The following is a 19085-nucleotide window of genomic DNA, read 5'->3' as shown; positions in this document are numbered from 1 at the left end:
GATCAGTTCTAAAAGAAAGTATATCAAGTTTAACCAGTAAGAGAGTATAGAACATTGTACTAGAAACTTTTACACAAGATTATGGACTTGACTCTCAGTTTGAATTTAATGTTTACCTATTATAAATATTATTATGGCGACTTGAAGCTCAATCCATTTATTCCCATATCATTTATTTATTATTCTGATAATCAACTTTTTTATCGTGCGGCTAATTATTTTTTATATTTATTGTTATTATTTAGAGCTAAGCTGTTTCAAAAGCTTAAAAAAAGAAAGTAGTCTATTCATTAATTAATTAAAAAAATATGGTGTTTTTTAAATCTCTGAACTACTCTTTAGTCATGTTTCATATTTGTCATAGTTCTGTTTAATATACAACAAAAAAGGACTCGTCGATCGAGTCCTTTTTTTGTTTATTTTATTAAAGTACAAACATGGTTAGTACTTTTTATCATTTACAATTAGAAATTATTATTTGATTTTAGTTCAAAGGCTTTAATCATTTCGTCACTAGCGTCTGACATGGCTACTTTCTTAACGAATTCGCCACGAACTATTTCACGCATGCTACCGGTTGGATTACATGTAATAAGGGTCACACGTGCTACACCATCTGGATCATCATACGCTAAATCGACACGCGTTGGTTCTACTGTTTGTATGAATGTTGTTTTATAGACGTATACATGTTCTAGATCGGTTAAATAAATTAAATCGCCCATGTTAACATGAATTAATGGGGTGAATAATAGGGATTCATCAATCATTCGATGGCTCGCTAGTGGATAGTTCCCACTTCCCATCACTTGATCCGGGCGTAATGTTCCTGCACCGGAAAGCAATTGTTGGTGCGCTACACCTTTATAAATCGGCAAGTTCAATTTGACGCTTGGGACTGCAATTCCACCAATAACTGGTAAATTGCCTCGGTTGTTTAACGCATTTTTGACCACGTCATTTAAGTCGACGTTTTTTACTTGCTCAAAGTCGAAGTTCCCTTCTGTATCCATATTTCGTTTAATATCATCTTTTGTCACGTTGACGATTTGGTTTTCAGTCGTCCATTTGGATACGAAGTAATTTTTTAGTGGTTGAGTTAATAGTAATAACACCCCAAATACGATTAACGAAATACTTAGAATGCGCATCACTCGTCGAATGGTCCACTTTTTAGTTGATTTACGATATTTTTGATTTCTTGGTTGCATCTTTACACCTTCTTATCTTTTAAGTAATTTAATGCGTCATGTACACCTTTTTGGGTCGTCCGATATAGCACAAACGTTGAATTGTTTTGATAGTCCGTTCCACTCACCATTTGTCCAAATAATTTTAAGGCACGTAATTCGCCATATCTGGAGCTAAGTACACTCGAGTGCGTGTCATGAATCATCAAGCCCATTCGTCCGTTCGGTTCTACCACACGATCGTTTAACAATTGTTGAACTAACGGTTGATCGGTTTGGCATTGACTGAAATCGGTTTGACTTCCAATCCCATTCAAGATCCAATCAACGGTTGTCGTTGTTTTATTTTTATATTGTATCATAAAATGACCGGTTTGTTGCGCTTTCAGCTGAATAATATCATCCACTTGATCTGTTGTGATTAAGCGACCCGTTTCCATCCACTCGAGAAGTTTTTCAGCGACTGGTGGGGCCATTGGATTACTAAAGGCGATGAACGATCGTTGATATTTCTGTGCAAAGCGCATTTGATCTTGCCGCGATAAATGAGACCATAATGCGCGTAATACCCATCTTAATTTAGCGACATACGCTTGAAAACGACCTGCTTCGTCTAAATCATTCAAATTTGCACGTAGTTGTTCTACACTCGCTCCTACCCATTGATTGATTCGTTCTAAATCAAATTGATAATGCGCCAAGTCTTTAAAGAACCATTCTTCCACTTGTTCTAATGGTAACGTTAATTGACCTGGTGTCGCTACTGCTTTTTGTACTGCTTCTATCGTTAAGTGAACCGGCTCAACGACGGTCTCCGTCCCTCGCACAATAGGTAGTTGCCCACTTCTGGAGAACATCACGACTTCTTTTGCTTCGCGTTCCATCATTAACGCCCGCACCATATCCACACCTGTTAGTCCCATGCCAATGACTGCTGCTCGTTGATGCATCGGCACAGCTTGAAGCGATTCGCGAATAGGGTAAGGATTTTGAATGAAATAAGGTGAATCGTTTAAGTGATATGGGTCTTGACTAGGGGCATGTCCTAAACATAAAAAGACCGCATCGTACACTTCTTGGACAGATGTTTGATCAGCTGATTGATACGTTAATTGATACCGTTCTTTTTCTCCTGTTTCTAACACTTGGACGTGTTGAATGTGTTGGTAATGAACATGGACGTGCTCATTTTGAAGTAAGTGCTCCAATTTCTCACGCATGTATTGGCCAAAAATACGTCGTGGCATAAAGGTTTCTAGTGTTAGCCCTTTTTCCTTCACCCATTCTGCAAATTCTTTCGGTCGATCAGGATTTAAACTAATTGCATGAGACCGTGGATTTAAAAGAAAAATGTCAAAATCTTCTTGATACGGTAGGCCACTTCCAAATTGTTGACGCTCATCATAACAATCAATTCGGCCGTCAAAGCCTGCTTCTGTTAAGTGGGTCAACACATCGACACCTGCTACTCCCATCCCTACTATAGCCACTCGTTTCATTTTATTCCTCCTACTTTTCCTGTGTATCAAATTCTTTTAAATGAACGTTAAAACGATCACGTACGCGTAATGTACAATAGAAATCACGTTTGATTGAAATGAATCGTTCAAACCATTGCAAGATTTGGTACAGTACCGCGCGACTTTCAAATTCTTCACGTGTTTGCGGTAATGGGCGATTTTTAAATTCTTTATATAAATCGGTAATATGTAACAATAAGTTAATCCCTGGATTCGTTTCATGAAGTTGATCAGACGTTTCTAATAGTATTTTAGCGATTAGCCCATTAGAGTCCGTTTGATAACGTACGTGATTTAACATTTCTCGCATTTCTTTTAAATGGTCATATTGCTCGCGTCGCATTTGGGCATAGGCAATATAGTAATCGTCACTTTTAGTCATTTGATTACGATAATCCGTTAACGCCGTCGTGTTGAGTCGCTCAATTTGTTCTGCTAGCTCGGCTAAATTTTTCTTAATGGTTGCATCGGGGGGAAGTTTTGGAATATTAACTAACGGCGTTGTTGATTCATCAATATCATCCGTTAAAAAATCAGCCATTTGCTTTAAAATGGTACGCATTGTCGCTTCAATTTCTAAAGTGAGTTGTTGCATTTCTTTTGATTTGTTCGGTTTATAAATATTAAAGATTAATGCACTTCCAGCTCCAATTAACATTAATAACAGACCATTAATTTGTAACGGCAAGGCAATACTCTCCGCCGCATAAAAATGGGTCACTAACACCGTGCATGGGGCAATCCCCGCTTGCCAATTCAAGCTAAAGGCAATGGGCACATAGATGAGTAAATACAAAGCGAATGTCCATAATTCATACCCTAAGAAATAAAAACAAATGGAAGCAATGAGGAAAGCTAATAAAGTTGAAGCAATACGAGCTAAGGCAATTCGAATGGACTCCCACCACGTATCTAAAATACTCAAAATCGCAATCACACCAGCTGCCATCGGATTATTTAACTGAAACACATTAGCTAGCGCTACTGATACGATTACGGCTAGAACGATTTTAACCGTTCGTTCCTCAATTCGCACGTTGTCACCTCTTTCTTACTATATCCTTTATTTAATAAGTTCTTCTATAATCATACCTTATCATACACCTTTTTTAAATACTTTCCAGTTCTTACGCTCGCAAGGGTTCACGTTCTTTCTAACAAAAAAGAGCTCGATTGATATCAAGCTCTTTTTGTTCATTATTATTCTTAATCCATTTGATTCATTACACGTTTTGCGTAAGCGTCATTTAAATGAGTTTTCCAATAACTCCACAAAATCATTCCGACGTATAAAAATCCATGGAACGTTAACATGCTCCCTGGGTTTTTAGTAATGAACCCAATGATCATCGCAAAAGCTGTTGGTAAAAACAGCCAATTCAAGCTGACGTGCCATGCTTCTCGCCAAGTAGTAATGGAGAACATTTTACTGAATTTAGTTAAGTATAAGAAAACCGTCGTTCCTAACCAAACTAATAACAAACTAACGCCCGTTAAAATACTAATATTCATTAGTAAAGACAACGCAATCGGTATACGATTTTGCGCTAACCAATTTTCAGTGACGAGTTGCTTCAATTGTTGCGGTTGGTTAATAGTCGTCCAATCAACTGGATTTAACCACTTGCCGGCAACTTTTCCACCTTTACTTTCACTTAACTCAAATGATTGATCCGTTAATCGAATGTTTGCTTTTCCTTTTTCTCGGGTCAATTCGAAAGCTGTTGGCGCCGTTGTCGTTTCGTTCGTCTGTTTTTGTAATTCATTGATTAATTGCCCATCAATTAGTTGACTGGATTGTGGTGCGTAGTCTTCTAAGTTAACATACTTTAATTGTCCAATTTGTAACGATAACGGAAATAACATCATCGCATTTAATACCAGTAAGATAATGGCGACTTGCCATCCTTTTAAATAATCACGTTTTAAAAAACTTTTGAATGGCGAACAGGCCGCTGAAACATAGTTTAAATGAAAATGATTCATCATATCCTCCTTGTTGGATTTATTTAGTCGATGTGTAAATAGCAAATCCTTTTGGTTCAATCGTTACTGTCGTTGGTTCCGTTGATGAAACTTCGGCTAAGTGTGATAAATGAAGCTGACTGTTAGCTGAATCGACTGTCACCGTTTGACGTTCATCGGTTTGATTAACGTATAACACTAAGGACTCATCAGAAGTTGTGCGTTTGATCCGTAATAAACCATTTTCGGCATCAATCGTAATATCGCCGTCACTTAATACTGGACGAGCTTTTAAAGCGAATAAGGATTGTGTAAGTTCCCACACATCCATTGGCCAGTTCGCTTCATCCCAATCAAAGGTACGACGTGAATCTGGATCATGGCCGCCTTCCATTCCTATTTCTGTTCCATAATAAATACATGGTGTTCCCATAAATACCACTAATACCGCTAAAGCAGCTTTTAATTGATCGATTGAGCCACCTACTTCTGTTAGGAATCGGTGCGTATCGTGCGAATCTAATAAGTTTAAGTTCATTTGATTCACAGGACCTTTATTACGCATCAAAATACTATTTAAACGTTCAGCCATTTCTTCAGCTGTAAAGCGTTGACGTGCAAAGTAGTCCAGCATCGCTTTCGTGACCGCATAATTCATAATGCTATCAAATTGATCCCCTTGTAAGAATGGGCTAGAATCATGCCAGTTTTCGCCAATTAATACCGCTTCAGGGTTAGCCGTTTTAAGTGCTCGACGGAAATTACGCCAGAAGTCATGAGACACTTCGTCAGCCACATCTAAGCGCCAACCATCAATCTTATGTTCTTTAATCCAATGTGTTCCTACATCAATTAAAAATTGCTGCACTTCAGGATTGGACGTATCCCATTTTGGCATGTAGTAGCATTCTGCGAAACATTCATAGTTAATTTGTTTTAAATCAGGATAATCGCCCCGAATTATAAACCAATCATAGTACGGGGAATCTTTACCTTTTTCAATGACATCTTGGAATTGTTCACCTAAATGACTACCATGGTTAAAGACTGCATCCAACACAATTTTAATACCTAGTTCATGTGCTGCTTCGATTAACTCATCGAAATCTGCCATCGTTCCAAAATGTGGATCGATTTCATAATAATTAATAATGTCGTATTTATGATTCGTTGGACTTTTGAAAATAGGTGTTAAATAAATCGCATTAATACCTAATTCATGTAAGTAAGGTAATTTGTCTTTGATTCCTTTTAAGTCGCCCCCAGCGAAGTTAGTCGGCGTTGGTTTTCCACCCCAAGGCATCGTCACGTATGAGCGATCTTTGTCGGTAGCTCCTTCATTAAAGCGATCAACAAAAATTTGATAAAAAACGGCTTCTTTCATCCATCCGACTGGTCGGAATAAATCAATTTCATTAATATAAGGTACTTGGAAGAAATTATAAAAACCTAGTGAAAAATCGTAATCACTCGTTATACCGTCTTCGCTAAAATAGAATGATCCTTCGTCATTCGTTAATTGAAAGACATAAGCCACTCGTGGGTCATCTAATTGTAAAGTTGTTTCATAGAAGCGATATAAATGGTCCACGTATGTTTTAACCATTTCTTTTTCTTTATGTCCTTCATGGAATAAGTATTTATTATTGTACAATACTTTAATATTACTGAATTGATCTTGACGATCCACTCGTAATCTTACAACTAACTCCTTTTTACTTAATGCAAAACTATATGAAGAATCTGGAATATGTAGTAAAGCTGTCTCGTTCATTTTAACATCCTTTCGATTAGTCATAATAAAAGAGGCTGGGGTATGCCCACAACCTCTTCATTATATTGATTCGTTTTATTAATTTCAATTTGCAAAAGTCGCTTATCCTTTTGTCCCACCTTGAACTAAACCAGATACAAAGTGTTTTTGTAACATAAAGAATAAAGTAGAAATTGGCACAGCAATTAAAATGGCTCCTGCTGCGAACAATGCGACTTTTTGGTTACGTGTATCTGAAATAAATGTTTGTAACCCCGGAGCTACTGTATAGTATTCTTCACTACGAAGTAAGAATTTAGCTAACATATAATCCCCGAATGGTCCCATGAACGCCCATAACGCTTGAACAGCAATCATTGGACGAACAAGTGGTAAAACAATTTGCCAGAATACGCGTAAGTGTCCTGCTCCGTCTAACTTAGCTGATTCGTCTAAATCATAAGGAACGGTATCAAAGTATCCCTTCATTAACCATGTATTCATTGGAATCCCACCACCAATGTAGATAAATGCTAAGAACCAATAAGTGTTCAACGCATTTAATAAGAGCGCCATTACGAAGAACGCAGTTAAGGCAGCCATTGTTGGTACCATTTGAATTGTTAAGAAGAATAACAAACTTTTTTTACGTCCAATAAAGTTGTAACGACTGTACGCATACCCAGCTAAAGTAATCAAAATAACTTGGGCAATCATTGTTGCAAAGGCAACAAATAATGTATTTTTATACCATGTTAAGTAAGGTGTTTCATTGAATAAACGTCTGAAGTTATCCAATGTCCATTTTATATTAAAGTCCAAAGCAAAAGCAGTTGTATTCCCTGCTTTAAAAGCAGAACTTACTGTAATTAACAATGGATAAATAATAATAATAGATAACACAATCATATATAAGTAAGTAAAAAAACGTTTAAGTGAGCGTTTAAATTTAGCGGAATGTAATGTATTTTTCATATTAGAGATCCTCCATATTGAACGCATTCGTTTTCTTGAAGATTGTTAACGAAACCGTGATAACAATGAATGAGATAACTAATGTTAATGCAGCTGCAATTGAGAATTGTGGTGATTGACCGGTTGTCAATTTGAATATCCATGAAATTAAGATATCCGTTGCACCTGCTCCACCACCCACACTACCTGGTCCCCCATTGTTAAATAGGTAGATCATTGAGAAGTTGTTAAAGTTTCCTGTATACTGTGTCACAAAAATTGGTGCAGCTACAGTAAAGATAACTGGTAATGTAATTGAAGTGAATTTCTTAAAGGCAGTTGCTCCATCGATTGTTGCTGCTTCGTATAAATCAGCAGGAATGGATTGTAGGATACTTGTTACCATAACATAAATATATGGGAATCCTAGCCATCCTTGAATTAAAATGATGGCTGTTTTTGTCCAAAACGCATCTGTTTTCCAAGCAATTCCTGGAATGTGAACAAATGGAATTAAGTGATTAATAAATGGAATAACTTGTGTATTAATCGCTCCAATTGAGTCGTTAAACATATTTGAGAATGTCAAAATGGTAATAAAAGCTGGTACAGCCCAAGGTAACAAGAAGATAACCCCGAAGAAACGACGGCCTTTGATGAAATCTTGGTTCGCTATAACCGCTGTTAATATACCGATTGAAATTTGTAGTGTAGTTGCTAAAATAGCCCAAATAATGGTCCATGTGAATACTGACATGAATGCGTCGCGGAATGTACTTAAGAAGAAAATATTTTTAAAATTCTGAATGCCTACCCAGTCTAATAAGAAAGCTGGTGGCATATGTCTAAAGTCATAGTTTACAAAAGCAGTTAACACTGTAACCATTACCGGGAAAATAATTGCAAAAGCCATAAATAAATAACTTGGAATAATTAATAGATAAGGAAATCCATTTTCATAAACGTTATTCAATATTTCATTAAATGATTGATTGACTTTTAGACCTTTTTTCCAACGCATCGCTGTTTCTTTTGCATCGCGAATATTAAACCCATAAAAAATTAAAAAGATGACTGTAATAATGATTTGCAATGTTCCTCGAATCATTAAGAACAATGAATGATCTTCAAAAGGTACAGATCCTAATGTCACTAAATCATGAAAAGCTTGTGCCCCGAACACAGCCAATTCAATAATGAATACAGCAGTTAAAAGTAAGAAGAAAAAGCCTTTAATTTTCTGTTCGTTATAAAATTGTCCGCCTCCTGGTATTAAGGAGAGAAGCGCGGCTTTTTTAGGATCTTTGTCTTTTCCAATTAATTTTACGTCTGTCGCCGACATAATAAATCCTCCTTAGTAGTCTAAAAGACGGGGGGTCACCCCGTCAATTAGCACTTTTTTATTGTTCAGCTTCAATAGAAAACTGATCGATTGTCGATACTAATGGAAAGAATTATATGTGCATGACGTACAATCATCTATCCTATTAGTATAAGGGTGTTATCATTTATTTTTATTGATGTTTTTGTTCAATTGATTGTTTGATTAATTCAACTGCATCGTCAGCTGATTGTTTAGCTGATTTGTTGCCGCTAGCTGCGTCGAACATTAAGTTTTCAGCACCTGACCAAACTTCACCCATTTCAGGAATATTTGGCATTGGAACAGCATTTGCGTAAACATCGATAACAGCTGTTGTTAATTCGTTGTTTGTATCTGCAGCTTTTTGACGAGCTACTTGGTTAGCAGGAATTTCACCTAATTTTTCATACATCTTAGTTTGTTGTTCTTCACTTGAAGCCCAGTCTAAGAATTTTTGTGCTAAATCTTGTTTTTTAGAGTAGCTTGAGATAATCCAACCTTTACCACCAGCAAATGGTGCATATTCTTTACCGTTTGGCAATGTAGGGATTTTAGAAACGCCATAGTTAACACCTGCATCTTTAAATGATGCTGCATCCCATGGACCTGAAATAACTGCTGCTGTTTTACCTTCTGTAAATGATTGACTTACAAAGTCGCCTGCACTCTTCACATCAAGCATACCTTGTGGCCATACTTTTTGGAACCAATCAACTGCGTATTGGATACCTTCGATTGATTCAGGTTTATTTAATCCAAGATCTTTTGTATCTGTTCCGTTTTCACCAAATACATATCCTCCGTAACCTGAAATTAATCCGTATGCGAAGTAGAAGTCTGTCCATTTAGCTAAGAACGCTGTATTTTTACCTGCTTCGTCAGCAAAGTTATATTTAGCATCTTTAGATAATCCTTCTAATTCTTCAAAAGTTTTTGGTGCTTCTGATAATAAATCTTTGTTGTAATACATTACTAATGTTTCAATAACTGCTGGTGCACCGTAGATTTTGCCATCCATTGTTACTTGGCGTTTGTCTGTTTCATCGTAGTTTGCGTCATCGATTAATTTCACTTCTGAAATTTGACCAGTTTGAGCTAAACTTCCGATACGGTCATAAGGTGCAATCAACACGTCTGGAGCTGTACCCGCAGGACCATCCAAGTTTAATCCTTCAAGTTTTTCAAACATGTCTGCATCTAACACTTCAACTTTAACATCATTTGCTTTTTCAAACTCTTCGATGTTGTCTTTAACATAGTCTGATAACCCAGCTGCTGATACGACTAAAGTTTTGTCATCTTTACCAGCTTCTTTGCTATCTTTTTTGGCATTGTTTGATCCACAAGCAACTAATGTCACCGCACTTAATGTTGTAACTGTTCCTAATGCAACTTTTTTCCAAAATGTTTCCATGTTTTCTCCTCCTAATTTCAAATCGATTAACGTTTAAGATTCATCTTACACGCAACCGTTTTCTTATATCTCTATGATATGATAACGCTTACTGATTTGCAAGTATTTTTTGGAAAGTTTTTAAACTTTCCAAAAATACTTTTCATGCTTTTCAACCGTTAAAATTATTGCTCTAAATGCCAAATGTCATCATTGTATTGGCTAATCGTACGGTCACTTGAGAAGAAGCCTGCTTTACTAATATTTACAATCACTTTTTCTAACCATAATGCTTGGTCGTCATAGTCTACATACATTTGTTCTTTTACTTTAATGTAGTTTTCTAAGTCGATCAATGTCATGAACCAGTCTTTATTAATTAATTCGTTATAAAGACGGTCTAAGCGTTCAACATTGCCAAGTGCTTTCATTTCATCTGACACGATGAAATCAACTAATGGTTTGATTGCTGGCAATTCATAGTATTCACGTGATACGTATCCTGCTGTTTCGTATAACTTGATGATTTCATCACTTTCTTTACCGAAAATGTAAATATTTTCTGGGTCAACTAATTCAGCAATCTCAACGTTTGCCCCATCCATTGTACCTAGTGTTAATGCACCGTTTAACATGAATTTCATGTTACCAGTACCACTTGCTTCTTTAGATGCTAATGAGATTTGTTCAGAAATATCACATGCTGGAATTAAGTATTCTGCATGGCTCACGTTGTAGTTTTCGATCATCACTACTTGTAAGTGTGGTGATACTTCTGGGTCTTTTGCGATTAATTCACTTAATGAAAGAATTAAATGAATCACATCTTGTGCGATTGTGTAAGCAGGAGCTGCTTTTCCACCAAAGAATAACGTAATTGGTGTGTTTGGAATATTACCTGCTTTAATATCTAAATATTTATGAATAATGTATAACGCGTTCATTTGTTGACGTTTGTATTCATGAATACGTTTAATTTGAATATCAAAGATTGAATGCTCGTTGATTGTTACATTTTGTGTTAATTCTAAATGTTTTTTCAACGCTACTTTGTTATCTAATTTAATTTGAGCTAATTTTGATTTCACTGCTTCGTTTGTTTTTTCTGATAATAAGGCACTTAAGTCTTGCGTATTTCGCCATTCTTTACCTAATAATTCGTCGAAGTAACGTGATAATTCTGGGTTAGCTGCCATTACCCAACGTCTGAATGTAATTCCGTTTGTTTTGTTGTTAAAACGTTCTGGATATAATTCATAGAAATCTTTTAATTCAGATTCTTTTAAGATATCTGTATGTAATTGAGCTACCCCATTTACACTGAATCCATAGTGAATTGACATATGTGCCATGTGGACACGGTTTTGTTCGTCAATAATGTGAACAGATTGTTTGTCTGGATAACTTGCTTTCACACGTGCATCTAATTCTTTAATAATTGGAATAAGATGTGGTACTACTTCTTCTAAGTCATGTAATGGCCATTTTTCTAACGCTTCCGCTAAAATTGTATGGTTCGTGAAAGCTGTCATTTTTTGAACCATTTCGATTGCACGGTCTTGGTCCATTCCACGTTCAATTAATAAACGAATCATTTCAGGAATAACTAATGCAGGGTGTGTATCGTTAATTTGAATCACTGCATAGTCCGCTAATTCTTCGATTGTTGCGCCTTTTTCAAGTGCTTCGTCGATAATTAATTGTGCACCGTTTGATACCATGAAGTATTGTTGATAAATACGTAATAACTCACCATTACGATCTGAGTCGTCTGGATATAAGAATAATGTTAAGTTCTCTTTGATGTTTGTTTTATCAAAATCAATACCGCTTGAAATAATTCCTTCACTTACACTATCTAAATCGAATAAACGTAGACGATTACGTGTTGTTTGTTCATAACCTAATACATCAATATCATACAATGTTGAGCGTAGTGTAAAGTTTTTAAATGGCACATCATATTTACGTTCTGAGGCAACTAACCAGTCGTCTCCTGTACGCCATGCATCTTTAATTGTTGTTTGTTGGTTGTTTTCAAATACTTGACGGAATAAACCAAAGTGGTAGCTTAAGCCCACACCATCTGCATTTAATTTTAATGTGGATAAAGAATCCATAAAACATGCAGCTAGACGGCCTAATCCCCCGTTACCTAATGATGGTTCATGTTCTGCTTCTTCAACTAATGATAAGCTTGAGCCAGCTGCTTTTAATTCTTCGTCAATTTCATCATATAAGCCTAAGTTTAAAATATTGTTTGATAATAACTTACCAATTAAAAACTCTGCTGAGAAATAGTATAATTTTTTCTTTTCTTCGTGTAATTTTAATTCTGCTGAACGATCACGAACTAAATCTAATAATGCTTTGTATAGTTCTTGATTCGTACATTCTGAAACTTCCTTGTTAAATAACCTCTTCGTATAACTCGCTATTAAATTCATATTTATCTCCTTCATATCAATTTCTTGATTATTTTTTAGTGATGTGCTCTAAAGTATGTTTCACTTAAATCTCTTAACCAATTTTCAAGATTCTCTGTTATAGCAGAATCACTCATCCGCCAATCCCAGTTACCACCTAATGTATTCGGACGGTTCATCCGTGCTTCGTCGCCTAACTCCAATAAATCTTGCATCGTGTAAATAGCCGTATGACTAGGCGATGCTGCAATTCCGCGATTAAGTGCTTGAGCGATTGTTTCATTTTCTTTTTTATGTAAATAAGACTCGCATTGTCTTTGTTGACCTTCACCTGCACTGTGATACCACCCTAAACCTGTTTGGTTATCATGTGTTCCAACATAAGCAATCGTGTTACGGTCGTAATTATGTGGTAGATCGACTGAATCCATACCACTAAATCCAAATTGTAAAATCTTCATGCCAGGGAAACCTGTATACTCGCGCATGACAATGACTTCATCCGTCATAAATCCTAAGTCTTCAGCAATAATGTTTACTTCACCTAATTGCTCTTTTAACGTTTTGAACAATTCAATACTTGGTCCTTGAGCCCATTCTCCGCTACGCGCACTTGTTGCATCTTTTGGAATTTGCCAGAATGATTCAAACCCACGGAAATGATCAATTCGAACATAGTCGTATAATTTCAAACTTTCTTTTAGACGTGTCACCCACCATTGGTAGTTGTCTTCTTTCATATAATCCCAGTTATAAATCGGGTTCCCCCACCATTGTCCTTCATCAGTGAATGCATCTGGCGGACATCCCGCTACAACAGTTGGTAGATTCATGTCGTCCACTTTGAAGTATTGCGGCGTACACCACATTTCAACGCTATCGCCTGAAACATAAATTGGCATATCGCCAATAATCAGAACATTCTGTTGATTTGCATATTCTTTCAAGTCCATCCATTGTTGGAAGAAGAAGAATTGTGTAACTGCGTGGTACATCCGTTCGTTTTCAAGTTTTTCACGATACTCTTCTAACGCTTGGGCTTCTCTTAAACGAATTGGTTCATCCCATTCATACCAAGGTTTTAAATCGAATGATTCCTTAATAGCCATGTAGTCACAAAAATCATTTAACCAAAAAGCGTTTTCAGAATAGAATACTTTAAAAGTTTCTGAATTTTGACCATCTGCTGCTAAAAAGTTTTGAACTGCTTTTTCCAAAATTGGGCGTCTAGCATAAAAGATCAATCCATAATCCACTTTTGAATGATCATCGCCAAAATTAACTGATTGGTAATCTTCTGCTGCTAACCAGCCTTGCTCTTGTAAACGTTCAAAATCAATAAAATGAGTATTCCCTGCAAAAGCAGAAAATGATTGATATGGTGAATCGCCATAACTTGTTGTAGTTAATGGCAAAATTTGCCAGTAACGTTGTTTAGTACGGTTTAAGAAATCAACGAATTGAAAAGCTGACTTTCCAAATGTTCCGATTCCTTGTTGATTTGGTAAAGATGAAACATGCATCAAAACTCCACTTGCTCGTTCCATAGTATCCCCCTTTCATAATTCAATTTCATTATAGAGTCTTTTTCTCTTTTGCGCAACCGTTTGCTTAAAGTTTGTTGAATTTTTTTATTTTTTGTAAGCGTTACTAACCTTATTATTACAGTATTCTCATTTTATCTTTAAAGTTTGATAATTCATTCACATTTTCAACAATCATTACAATTTAGCGTATTATGCGTCAATTTGCATGAAAAAATTGCACCTTTATATTGATTGTGCTAATATTATTTTTGTATTATACCGCTTACATCCTGTGTTTATTAAAAATGAAGGGAGGAGCTCTATGGCGATTACAATTCGAGATGTGGCTCAAAAAGCAGGCGTTGCACCTTCAACCGTTACACGTGTGATTCAAGATAGTCCTGCAATTAGCCTGAAAACAAAGCAACGAGTTCGACAAGTGATGAGTGAATTAAACTATATTCCTAATTTAAATGCGCGTAGTTTAGCAAGTAGTAAGACATCGATTATTGGACTCATTTTACCACCTGACTCTGATACGTTTTATCAGAATCCATTTTTCCCAACTGTCTTACGAGGCATTAGTAAAGCAGCTTCACACATTGGTTACACGATATCGTTAATATCAGGTAATAATGAATTAGAACGTAGACAAAATGTAGAAAAAACCATCTCTGGGGGACGAGCTGACGGATTACTATTTTTATACGCTGAAAGCGACGATCCAATTATGCAATTAGTCAATGAATTGAACTTTCCATATGTCGTAATTGGTAACCCATCTTCTTCAAGTGTTAACTTTGTCGATAACGACAATATTAAGATGGCTTATGATGCAACCGAGTATCTACTCAATCGAGGTAATAAAAAAATCGGATTTATCGGCGGAAATACAGAGATGAACTTTATTAAAAACCGATTCAAAGGTTACCAAGATGCTTTAAAAAATAATCAACTTACAATGGACGAACAACTTATTTTTAATGAGCTTGCTTTTGTTCCAGAAATTGGCTACCAATTAGCATTAACTTTAAATGATACTACATCAATTGATGCAATGGTTATTGCCGATCAGTTAGTTGCTTCTGGTTTTAGACAAGCCGTTGTCCAACATGATTTACCTATCGAAATTATTACTTTTAAAGCTTATAATTCAAGTATCACCATTAGCGAAAACGAAGAAGCATTTATTCATATCGATGCTCAAAGACTGGGACAAGTCGCTTTGGAAATGATGTTAAAGATTATTGAGGACTCCAGTAATCGAACAGCCCATACTGGTTATTTTCATGAAATCATTCATCACGAATTAATTGAATTAACGCAAATAAATTATTCTGATTCAAAATAAATAAACATGCTATTATAATGATATAAAAAAGCAAGGGACACATCTCCCTTGCTTTTTTCTTATCAACCATAACGAACTTGAAGTAAATCTTGCAAAGATTTTATTATCTTTTGTTGCGAATCACTGATTGCTATTTTTTCAGTTATTAATACGCGCGATAAATCTAACATGAAGCGATTGAGTACCAAAATAACAGCAGATTCTTCTTGTCTTAATTCTTTCCTATAGTGTATTAATATTTTTCTTAATGGTTCCACTTTACTTTCATATGGAAGTGACGCTAATAAAGTTGTGATACCTTCTATAGCAACTGCTCGACGTTCACTACCACCCGCATACCATTTTAATTTTTTCATTTTTTCTCACCTTTTCTTATATTCAACAGTGTATATAAATCATCAGAAAAAATATACCGCCTAAGGTCGGATTAATCATTTAAATCTACTTTTTTTGTTTTATTAATTTTTCACAATAAAAAAATTATATTATTTTACTCAAAATGTCTTGACATCGAAATATTTAATTGATAGTATCTAAAAGACAAATCGTAAAGAGTACGATTTAATAAATATAAAGCGAGGACATTATGAAAGAATCTAATAAGAAATGGATATACGGCTTATCTGCAGCTGCTATTTTAGGTGCTGGTTCTGTTTACGCAGTGAACCAATTCAATGATCAAACTGATAATAAAGCAGTTACAACCGATTCAAAATCAAAAGTTGATTACGATAAATTAGCTAAAGATATTGAAGATAAAAATAAAGAACATTCACACGGGGACACTCATGAAGAAGTTGTCGTAGAAATTAAAGAAGATGGCTATGTGACTTCACACGGTAACCATTACCATTACTACAAAGGAAAAGTTCCTTTCGATGCACTAATTAGTGAAGAGTTAGTACTTAACGATAAAGATTATAAATTCAGTAAAGACGATGTAGTTAGTAAAGTAAAAGGCGGATACATTATTCGTTACAAAAAAGGGTTTTACTTGTACTTAACTGATAACAAAGAAAATAATATTAAAACGAAAAAAGAAATTGAAACATTAAAACAAACCGTTGAAAATAGCCCATCCAAACATGACCATATGCACGGTGAAGATGATGGTTACGAGTTCAACGTAAAAGATATCGTATCTGAAACAGCGGATGGCTATGTTGTAAAACACGGTGACCACTTCCATTATATTTATAAAAAAGACGTGAATCGTCCAAATCGTTCAACTCAAATGACAAATAACAAAAAAGCTAATAATCACCACCATACCTCTGATCATCATGAAGAACATGACGACTATGTTTTTGATATGAAAGATGTTATTGAAGAAACAGCGGATGGCTATGTTGTGAAACATGGTAACCACCTCCACTTTATTTACAAGAAAGACGTGTCTCCTAACAAACCATCAAAAGACAAAAAACCTTCTGTAAATATCGCACATGATTCAAATCATCACAATCACGATGCTATCAAGCCGATCGAAGATGATTATGTATTTGATATGAAAGATGTCATTCAAGAAACTAAAGATGGTTACATTGTTAAACACGGTGATCATTTACACTTTATTTATAAAGACAAAGATAAAAATAAAGAACATAATCACAAAGATCTTGATCATGACCACGATAGCAAACATGAAGATCATGACCACAAACACCCTGAAAGTGATCATGATGACGAAAAAGATCATGACGACCATGCAAAAGAAGAAAAACCATTGGATTCAAAATTAGAAGAACGTCTTCAAAAAATTATGAAAGACTATGGGATCAAACGTGAACAAATTCGTATCGATGAAGAAGCTAACTTAATTGTTTACCCTCACGGTACACACTATCACGCTGAACCATTAGATCCAAACAAACTATCGAATAACAATGATCATCATCATCACCACCATCACGAAGAAGAACCTGATACTGACCCTTCAATTGAAACTCATTCTATTGTCGGTCCAATTAAGTTAGATCAACGTTCACAGTTATTTAAACGTGAACAACTTATCACAGATTATCCGGCACTTTCAGAAAAAATAAAGGATATTCATAACTTTAGAATGATTGGCTTCTTTGTGGCTCAAGAAGATAGCAAACTGAAAACAAGTAGTCAATTATCATTAGACGGTCAACCTGTTGACTATATGATTTATTTAGTTCGCAAGGATCTGCCTTGGAAAGATGTTACTTTTAAATTGCCTGAAGTTATCTTGGAACAAGATCATTATTTAAAAGGTTGGACTTACGAGCTACCAACAGAAGGAATTGTTAAACGTGATCGTTTATTCTCTGCACGTATTCGTCCTAATCGTTTCAAAGAATCTCCAGTAGTCATTAATCCAATAAATGCTGACACACTTGATCCTGATTCTTATACAATGGCTGATTATATTCGAATTAGCTTCCATTCATTGAATTACGGCTCACTCAAATATGAACATCATCAACAACCCAATATGATGTTTTGGATTAAAGATACAGCCACATGGGGGGAAGCGAAAGCAAATGGCTTCTCTATCCCAAAACCTGTTCCTAAGCCTGGATTTGAGTTTATAGATTGGGGACATGGTTTACCAGATGATCAGGATAAAGTATCTACCGAAATTTATACCGCAAGATTTGGCGTCAGCTCATCTATCTTGGGCCCTTATGTACCAAAAGATTTAGCTCATCCGTTGAACGAAACAGACGAACATCGTCCGCATCCTAAATCATTAAGTTTACCTTACAATCCAGCTAAATATGCCACGGTAGCATTTAAAGTGGAAGGCAATCATGGATCTGTCAGTGATTACTTTGATCAAGGTAAAATATTAACTTACCTTGTGAGAAAAGATATTTCTCAAGGTCAAGCTTTCTTAATTGCACCAACCGTTATTCCAGAAGAAGGGTATGAGTTCGTTGGATGGGATCGACAAATCAATCCAAACGAGAACGCTTCAAACACTTTGTATACGGCAAAAATGAGAAAAGTTGATCCAAATAAACTAGGTTCAAACGAAGACAAAGGAAAATCGTCGCATCCTGCTGATGACCCAAATTGGGATCCGTTTGATCATTTATTCACAACACCTTCTGAGCCACTAACTGATCCAAATGTGTCAGAAGCCCCTCTGATTAGTCCTTTAGCTAAAAAAGAACAACCTGAATCACATGTTTCAACAGAAGGCTTAAAGGAAACTAATTCTGAAATGGGAGATAGTACATCTGCAGAGTATACTGCACCTTAAGTACAACTAATCCAACAAACTAAAAGACGACCATTATTTAGTCCGTTTATTCTGACTTCGATAATGGTCGTCTTTTTAGGTTCTATAATTTATAGGGTTGATAGCCAAAGGCCTCCACTCTATTTTTTATTTTAGGGTACAAAAAAGAACAGATCTTCTGTATATTATAAGCGCCTAAACCATAATAAAGGAGAGCTGTTCCATGACTAAAATTATACCATCTTTACTCGGATTAAACGATAAAAACATCAAAATTAATGACCAAAAATTAACAAAATGTTCAATTAAAGGACGTTTATCCTTTCTATTATCTGACGAATTAATCGAGCCGATTGATTGTTGCCCTTGTTGTGAAAGCCCTTCTTCAGAACATTCGATTGTTAAAAATGGCACGCGCACATCACGTATT

Annotated in this window: 13 protein-coding genes and 1 pseudogene; 3 read left to right on the top strand and 11 right to left on the bottom strand. The window is 35.7% G+C overall.

From position 1 onward, the window contains the following. Positions 1 to 464 precede the first annotated feature (464 nt). The 10 genes from L866_RS0106620 to malQ form a co-directional block, all read right to left on the bottom strand. Positions 465 to 1211 carry a class A sortase gene (locus tag L866_RS0106620; RefSeq protein ID WP_025730354.1) on the bottom strand — a complete coding sequence of 249 codons (747 nt, stop codon included), beginning with the start codon at positions 1209 to 1211 and terminating at the stop codon, positions 465 to 467. Positions 1212 to 1213: 2 nt separating this feature from the next. After that, positions 1214 to 2689, bottom strand: a complete 1476-nt coding sequence (locus L866_RS0106615) for an FAD/NAD(P)-binding protein (protein ID WP_025730352.1) — start codon at positions 2687 to 2689, stop codon at positions 1214 to 1216. 10 nt (positions 2690 to 2699) lie between these two features. After that, positions 2700 to 3746, bottom strand: a complete 1047-nt coding sequence (locus L866_RS0106610) for an aromatic acid exporter family protein (RefSeq protein WP_025730350.1) — start codon at positions 3744 to 3746, stop codon at positions 2700 to 2702. Between the two features lie 170 nt (positions 3747 to 3916). Further along, a complete protein-coding gene (locus tag L866_RS0106605; protein ID WP_025730348.1) occupies positions 3917 to 4696 on the bottom strand; it encodes a hypothetical protein in 780 nt (259 codons plus the stop codon). A gap of 19 nt (positions 4697 to 4715) precedes the next feature. Then, positions 4716 to 6449: a glycoside hydrolase family 13 protein gene (locus L866_RS0106600; protein WP_025730345.1), complete on the bottom strand. Its 1734-nt coding sequence runs from the start codon at positions 6447 to 6449 to the stop codon at positions 4716 to 4718. Positions 6450 to 6551: 102 nt separating this feature from the next. Further along, entirely contained in the window at positions 6552 to 7403 is an 852-nt protein-coding gene (locus tag L866_RS0106595) for a sugar ABC transporter permease (protein WP_025730344.1), read from the bottom strand. 1 nt (position 7404) lies between these two features. After that, positions 7405 to 8724: a carbohydrate ABC transporter permease gene (locus tag L866_RS0106590; protein WP_051452876.1), complete on the bottom strand. Its 1320-nt coding sequence runs from the start codon at positions 8722 to 8724 to the stop codon at positions 7405 to 7407. 172 nt (positions 8725 to 8896) lie between these two features. Further along, positions 8897 to 10159, bottom strand: a complete 1263-nt coding sequence (locus tag L866_RS0106585) for an extracellular solute-binding protein (protein WP_025730339.1) — start codon at positions 10157 to 10159, stop codon at positions 8897 to 8899. A 164-nt stretch (positions 10160 to 10323) separates the two neighbouring features. Continuing rightward, positions 10324 to 12585: a glycogen/starch/alpha-glucan family phosphorylase gene (gene glgP / locus L866_RS0106580; protein WP_025730337.1), complete on the bottom strand. Its 2262-nt coding sequence runs from the start codon at positions 12583 to 12585 to the stop codon at positions 10324 to 10326. Between the two features lie 35 nt (positions 12586 to 12620). Further along, positions 12621 to 14111 carry a 4-alpha-glucanotransferase gene (malQ, locus tag L866_RS08700; RefSeq protein WP_035446341.1) on the bottom strand — a complete coding sequence of 497 codons (1491 nt, stop codon included), beginning with the start codon at positions 14109 to 14111 and terminating at the stop codon, positions 12621 to 12623. A 301-nt stretch (positions 14112 to 14412) separates the two neighbouring features. On the opposite strand from malQ, the gene L866_RS0106570 reads away from it, so the two are divergent. Continuing rightward, the gene (locus tag L866_RS0106570) at positions 14413 to 15441 is read left to right on the top strand and encodes a LacI family DNA-binding transcriptional regulator (protein WP_025730335.1); all 1029 of its coding nucleotides are present in this window, start codon (positions 14413 to 14415) and stop codon (positions 15439 to 15441) included. A 62-nt stretch (positions 15442 to 15503) separates the two neighbouring features. On the opposite strand, the gene L866_RS0106565 is transcribed toward L866_RS0106570, so the two are convergent. Beyond that, entirely contained in the window at positions 15504 to 15797 is a 294-nt protein-coding gene (locus tag L866_RS0106565) for a bacteriocin immunity family protein (RefSeq protein ID WP_025730334.1), read from the bottom strand. Between the two features lie 230 nt (positions 15798 to 16027). On the opposite strand from L866_RS0106565, the gene L866_RS0106560 reads away from it, so the two are divergent. Together L866_RS0106560 and L866_RS09505 are read left to right on the top strand one after the other, a co-directional pair. Continuing rightward, positions 16028 to 18676: a pneumococcal-type histidine triad protein gene (locus L866_RS0106560; RefSeq protein WP_025730332.1), complete on the top strand. Its 2649-nt coding sequence runs from the start codon at positions 16028 to 16030 to the stop codon at positions 18674 to 18676. 202 nt (positions 18677 to 18878) lie between these two features. Beyond that, positions 18879 to 19085, top strand: a pseudogene (locus tag L866_RS09505) (ISL3 family transposase); the annotation flags it as partial.

It is taken from the genome of Atopobacter phocae ATCC BAA-285 (assembly GCF_000526675.1).
GTDB classification, from domain to species: Bacteria; Bacillota; Bacilli; order Lactobacillales; family Aerococcaceae; genus Atopobacter; species Atopobacter phocae.
This window is presented reverse-complemented; position numbering and strand designations above follow the sequence as displayed.

Coding starts and splice junctions, on each gene's coding strand:
- L866_RS0106620 (WP_025730354.1), bottom strand. CDS start 1,211: ATGCAACCAAGAAATCAAAAATATCGTAAATCAACTAAAAAGTGGACC.
- L866_RS0106615 (WP_025730352.1), bottom strand. CDS start 2,689: ATGAAACGAGTGGCTATAGTAGGGATGGGAGTAGCAGGTGTCGATGTG.
- L866_RS0106605 (WP_025730348.1), bottom strand. CDS start 4,696: ATGAATCATTTTCATTTAAACTATGTTTCAGCGGCCTGTTCGCCATTC.
- L866_RS0106600 (WP_025730345.1), bottom strand. CDS start 6,449: ATGAACGAGACAGCTTTACTACATATTCCAGATTCTTCATATAGTTTT.
- L866_RS0106595 (WP_025730344.1), bottom strand. CDS start 7,403: ATGAAAAATACATTACATTCCGCTAAATTTAAACGCTCACTTAAACGT.
- L866_RS0106590 (WP_051452876.1), bottom strand. CDS start 8,724: ATGTCGGCGACAGACGTAAAATTAATTGGAAAAGACAAAGATCCTAAA.
- L866_RS0106585 (WP_025730339.1), bottom strand. CDS start 10,159: ATGGAAACATTTTGGAAAAAAGTTGCATTAGGAACAGTTACAACATTA.
- glgP (WP_025730337.1), bottom strand. CDS start 12,585: ATGAATTTAATAGCGAGTTATACGAAGAGGTTATTTAACAAGGAAGTT.
- malQ (WP_035446341.1), bottom strand. CDS start 14,111: ATGGAACGAGCAAGTGGAGTTTTGATGCATGTTTCATCTTTACCAAAT.
- L866_RS0106570 (WP_025730335.1), top strand. CDS start 14,413: ATGGCGATTACAATTCGAGATGTGGCTCAAAAAGCAGGCGTTGCACCT.
- L866_RS0106565 (WP_025730334.1), bottom strand. CDS start 15,797: ATGAAAAAATTAAAATGGTATGCGGGTGGTAGTGAACGTCGAGCAGTT.
- L866_RS0106560 (WP_025730332.1), top strand. CDS start 16,028: ATGAAAGAATCTAATAAGAAATGGATATACGGCTTATCTGCAGCTGCT.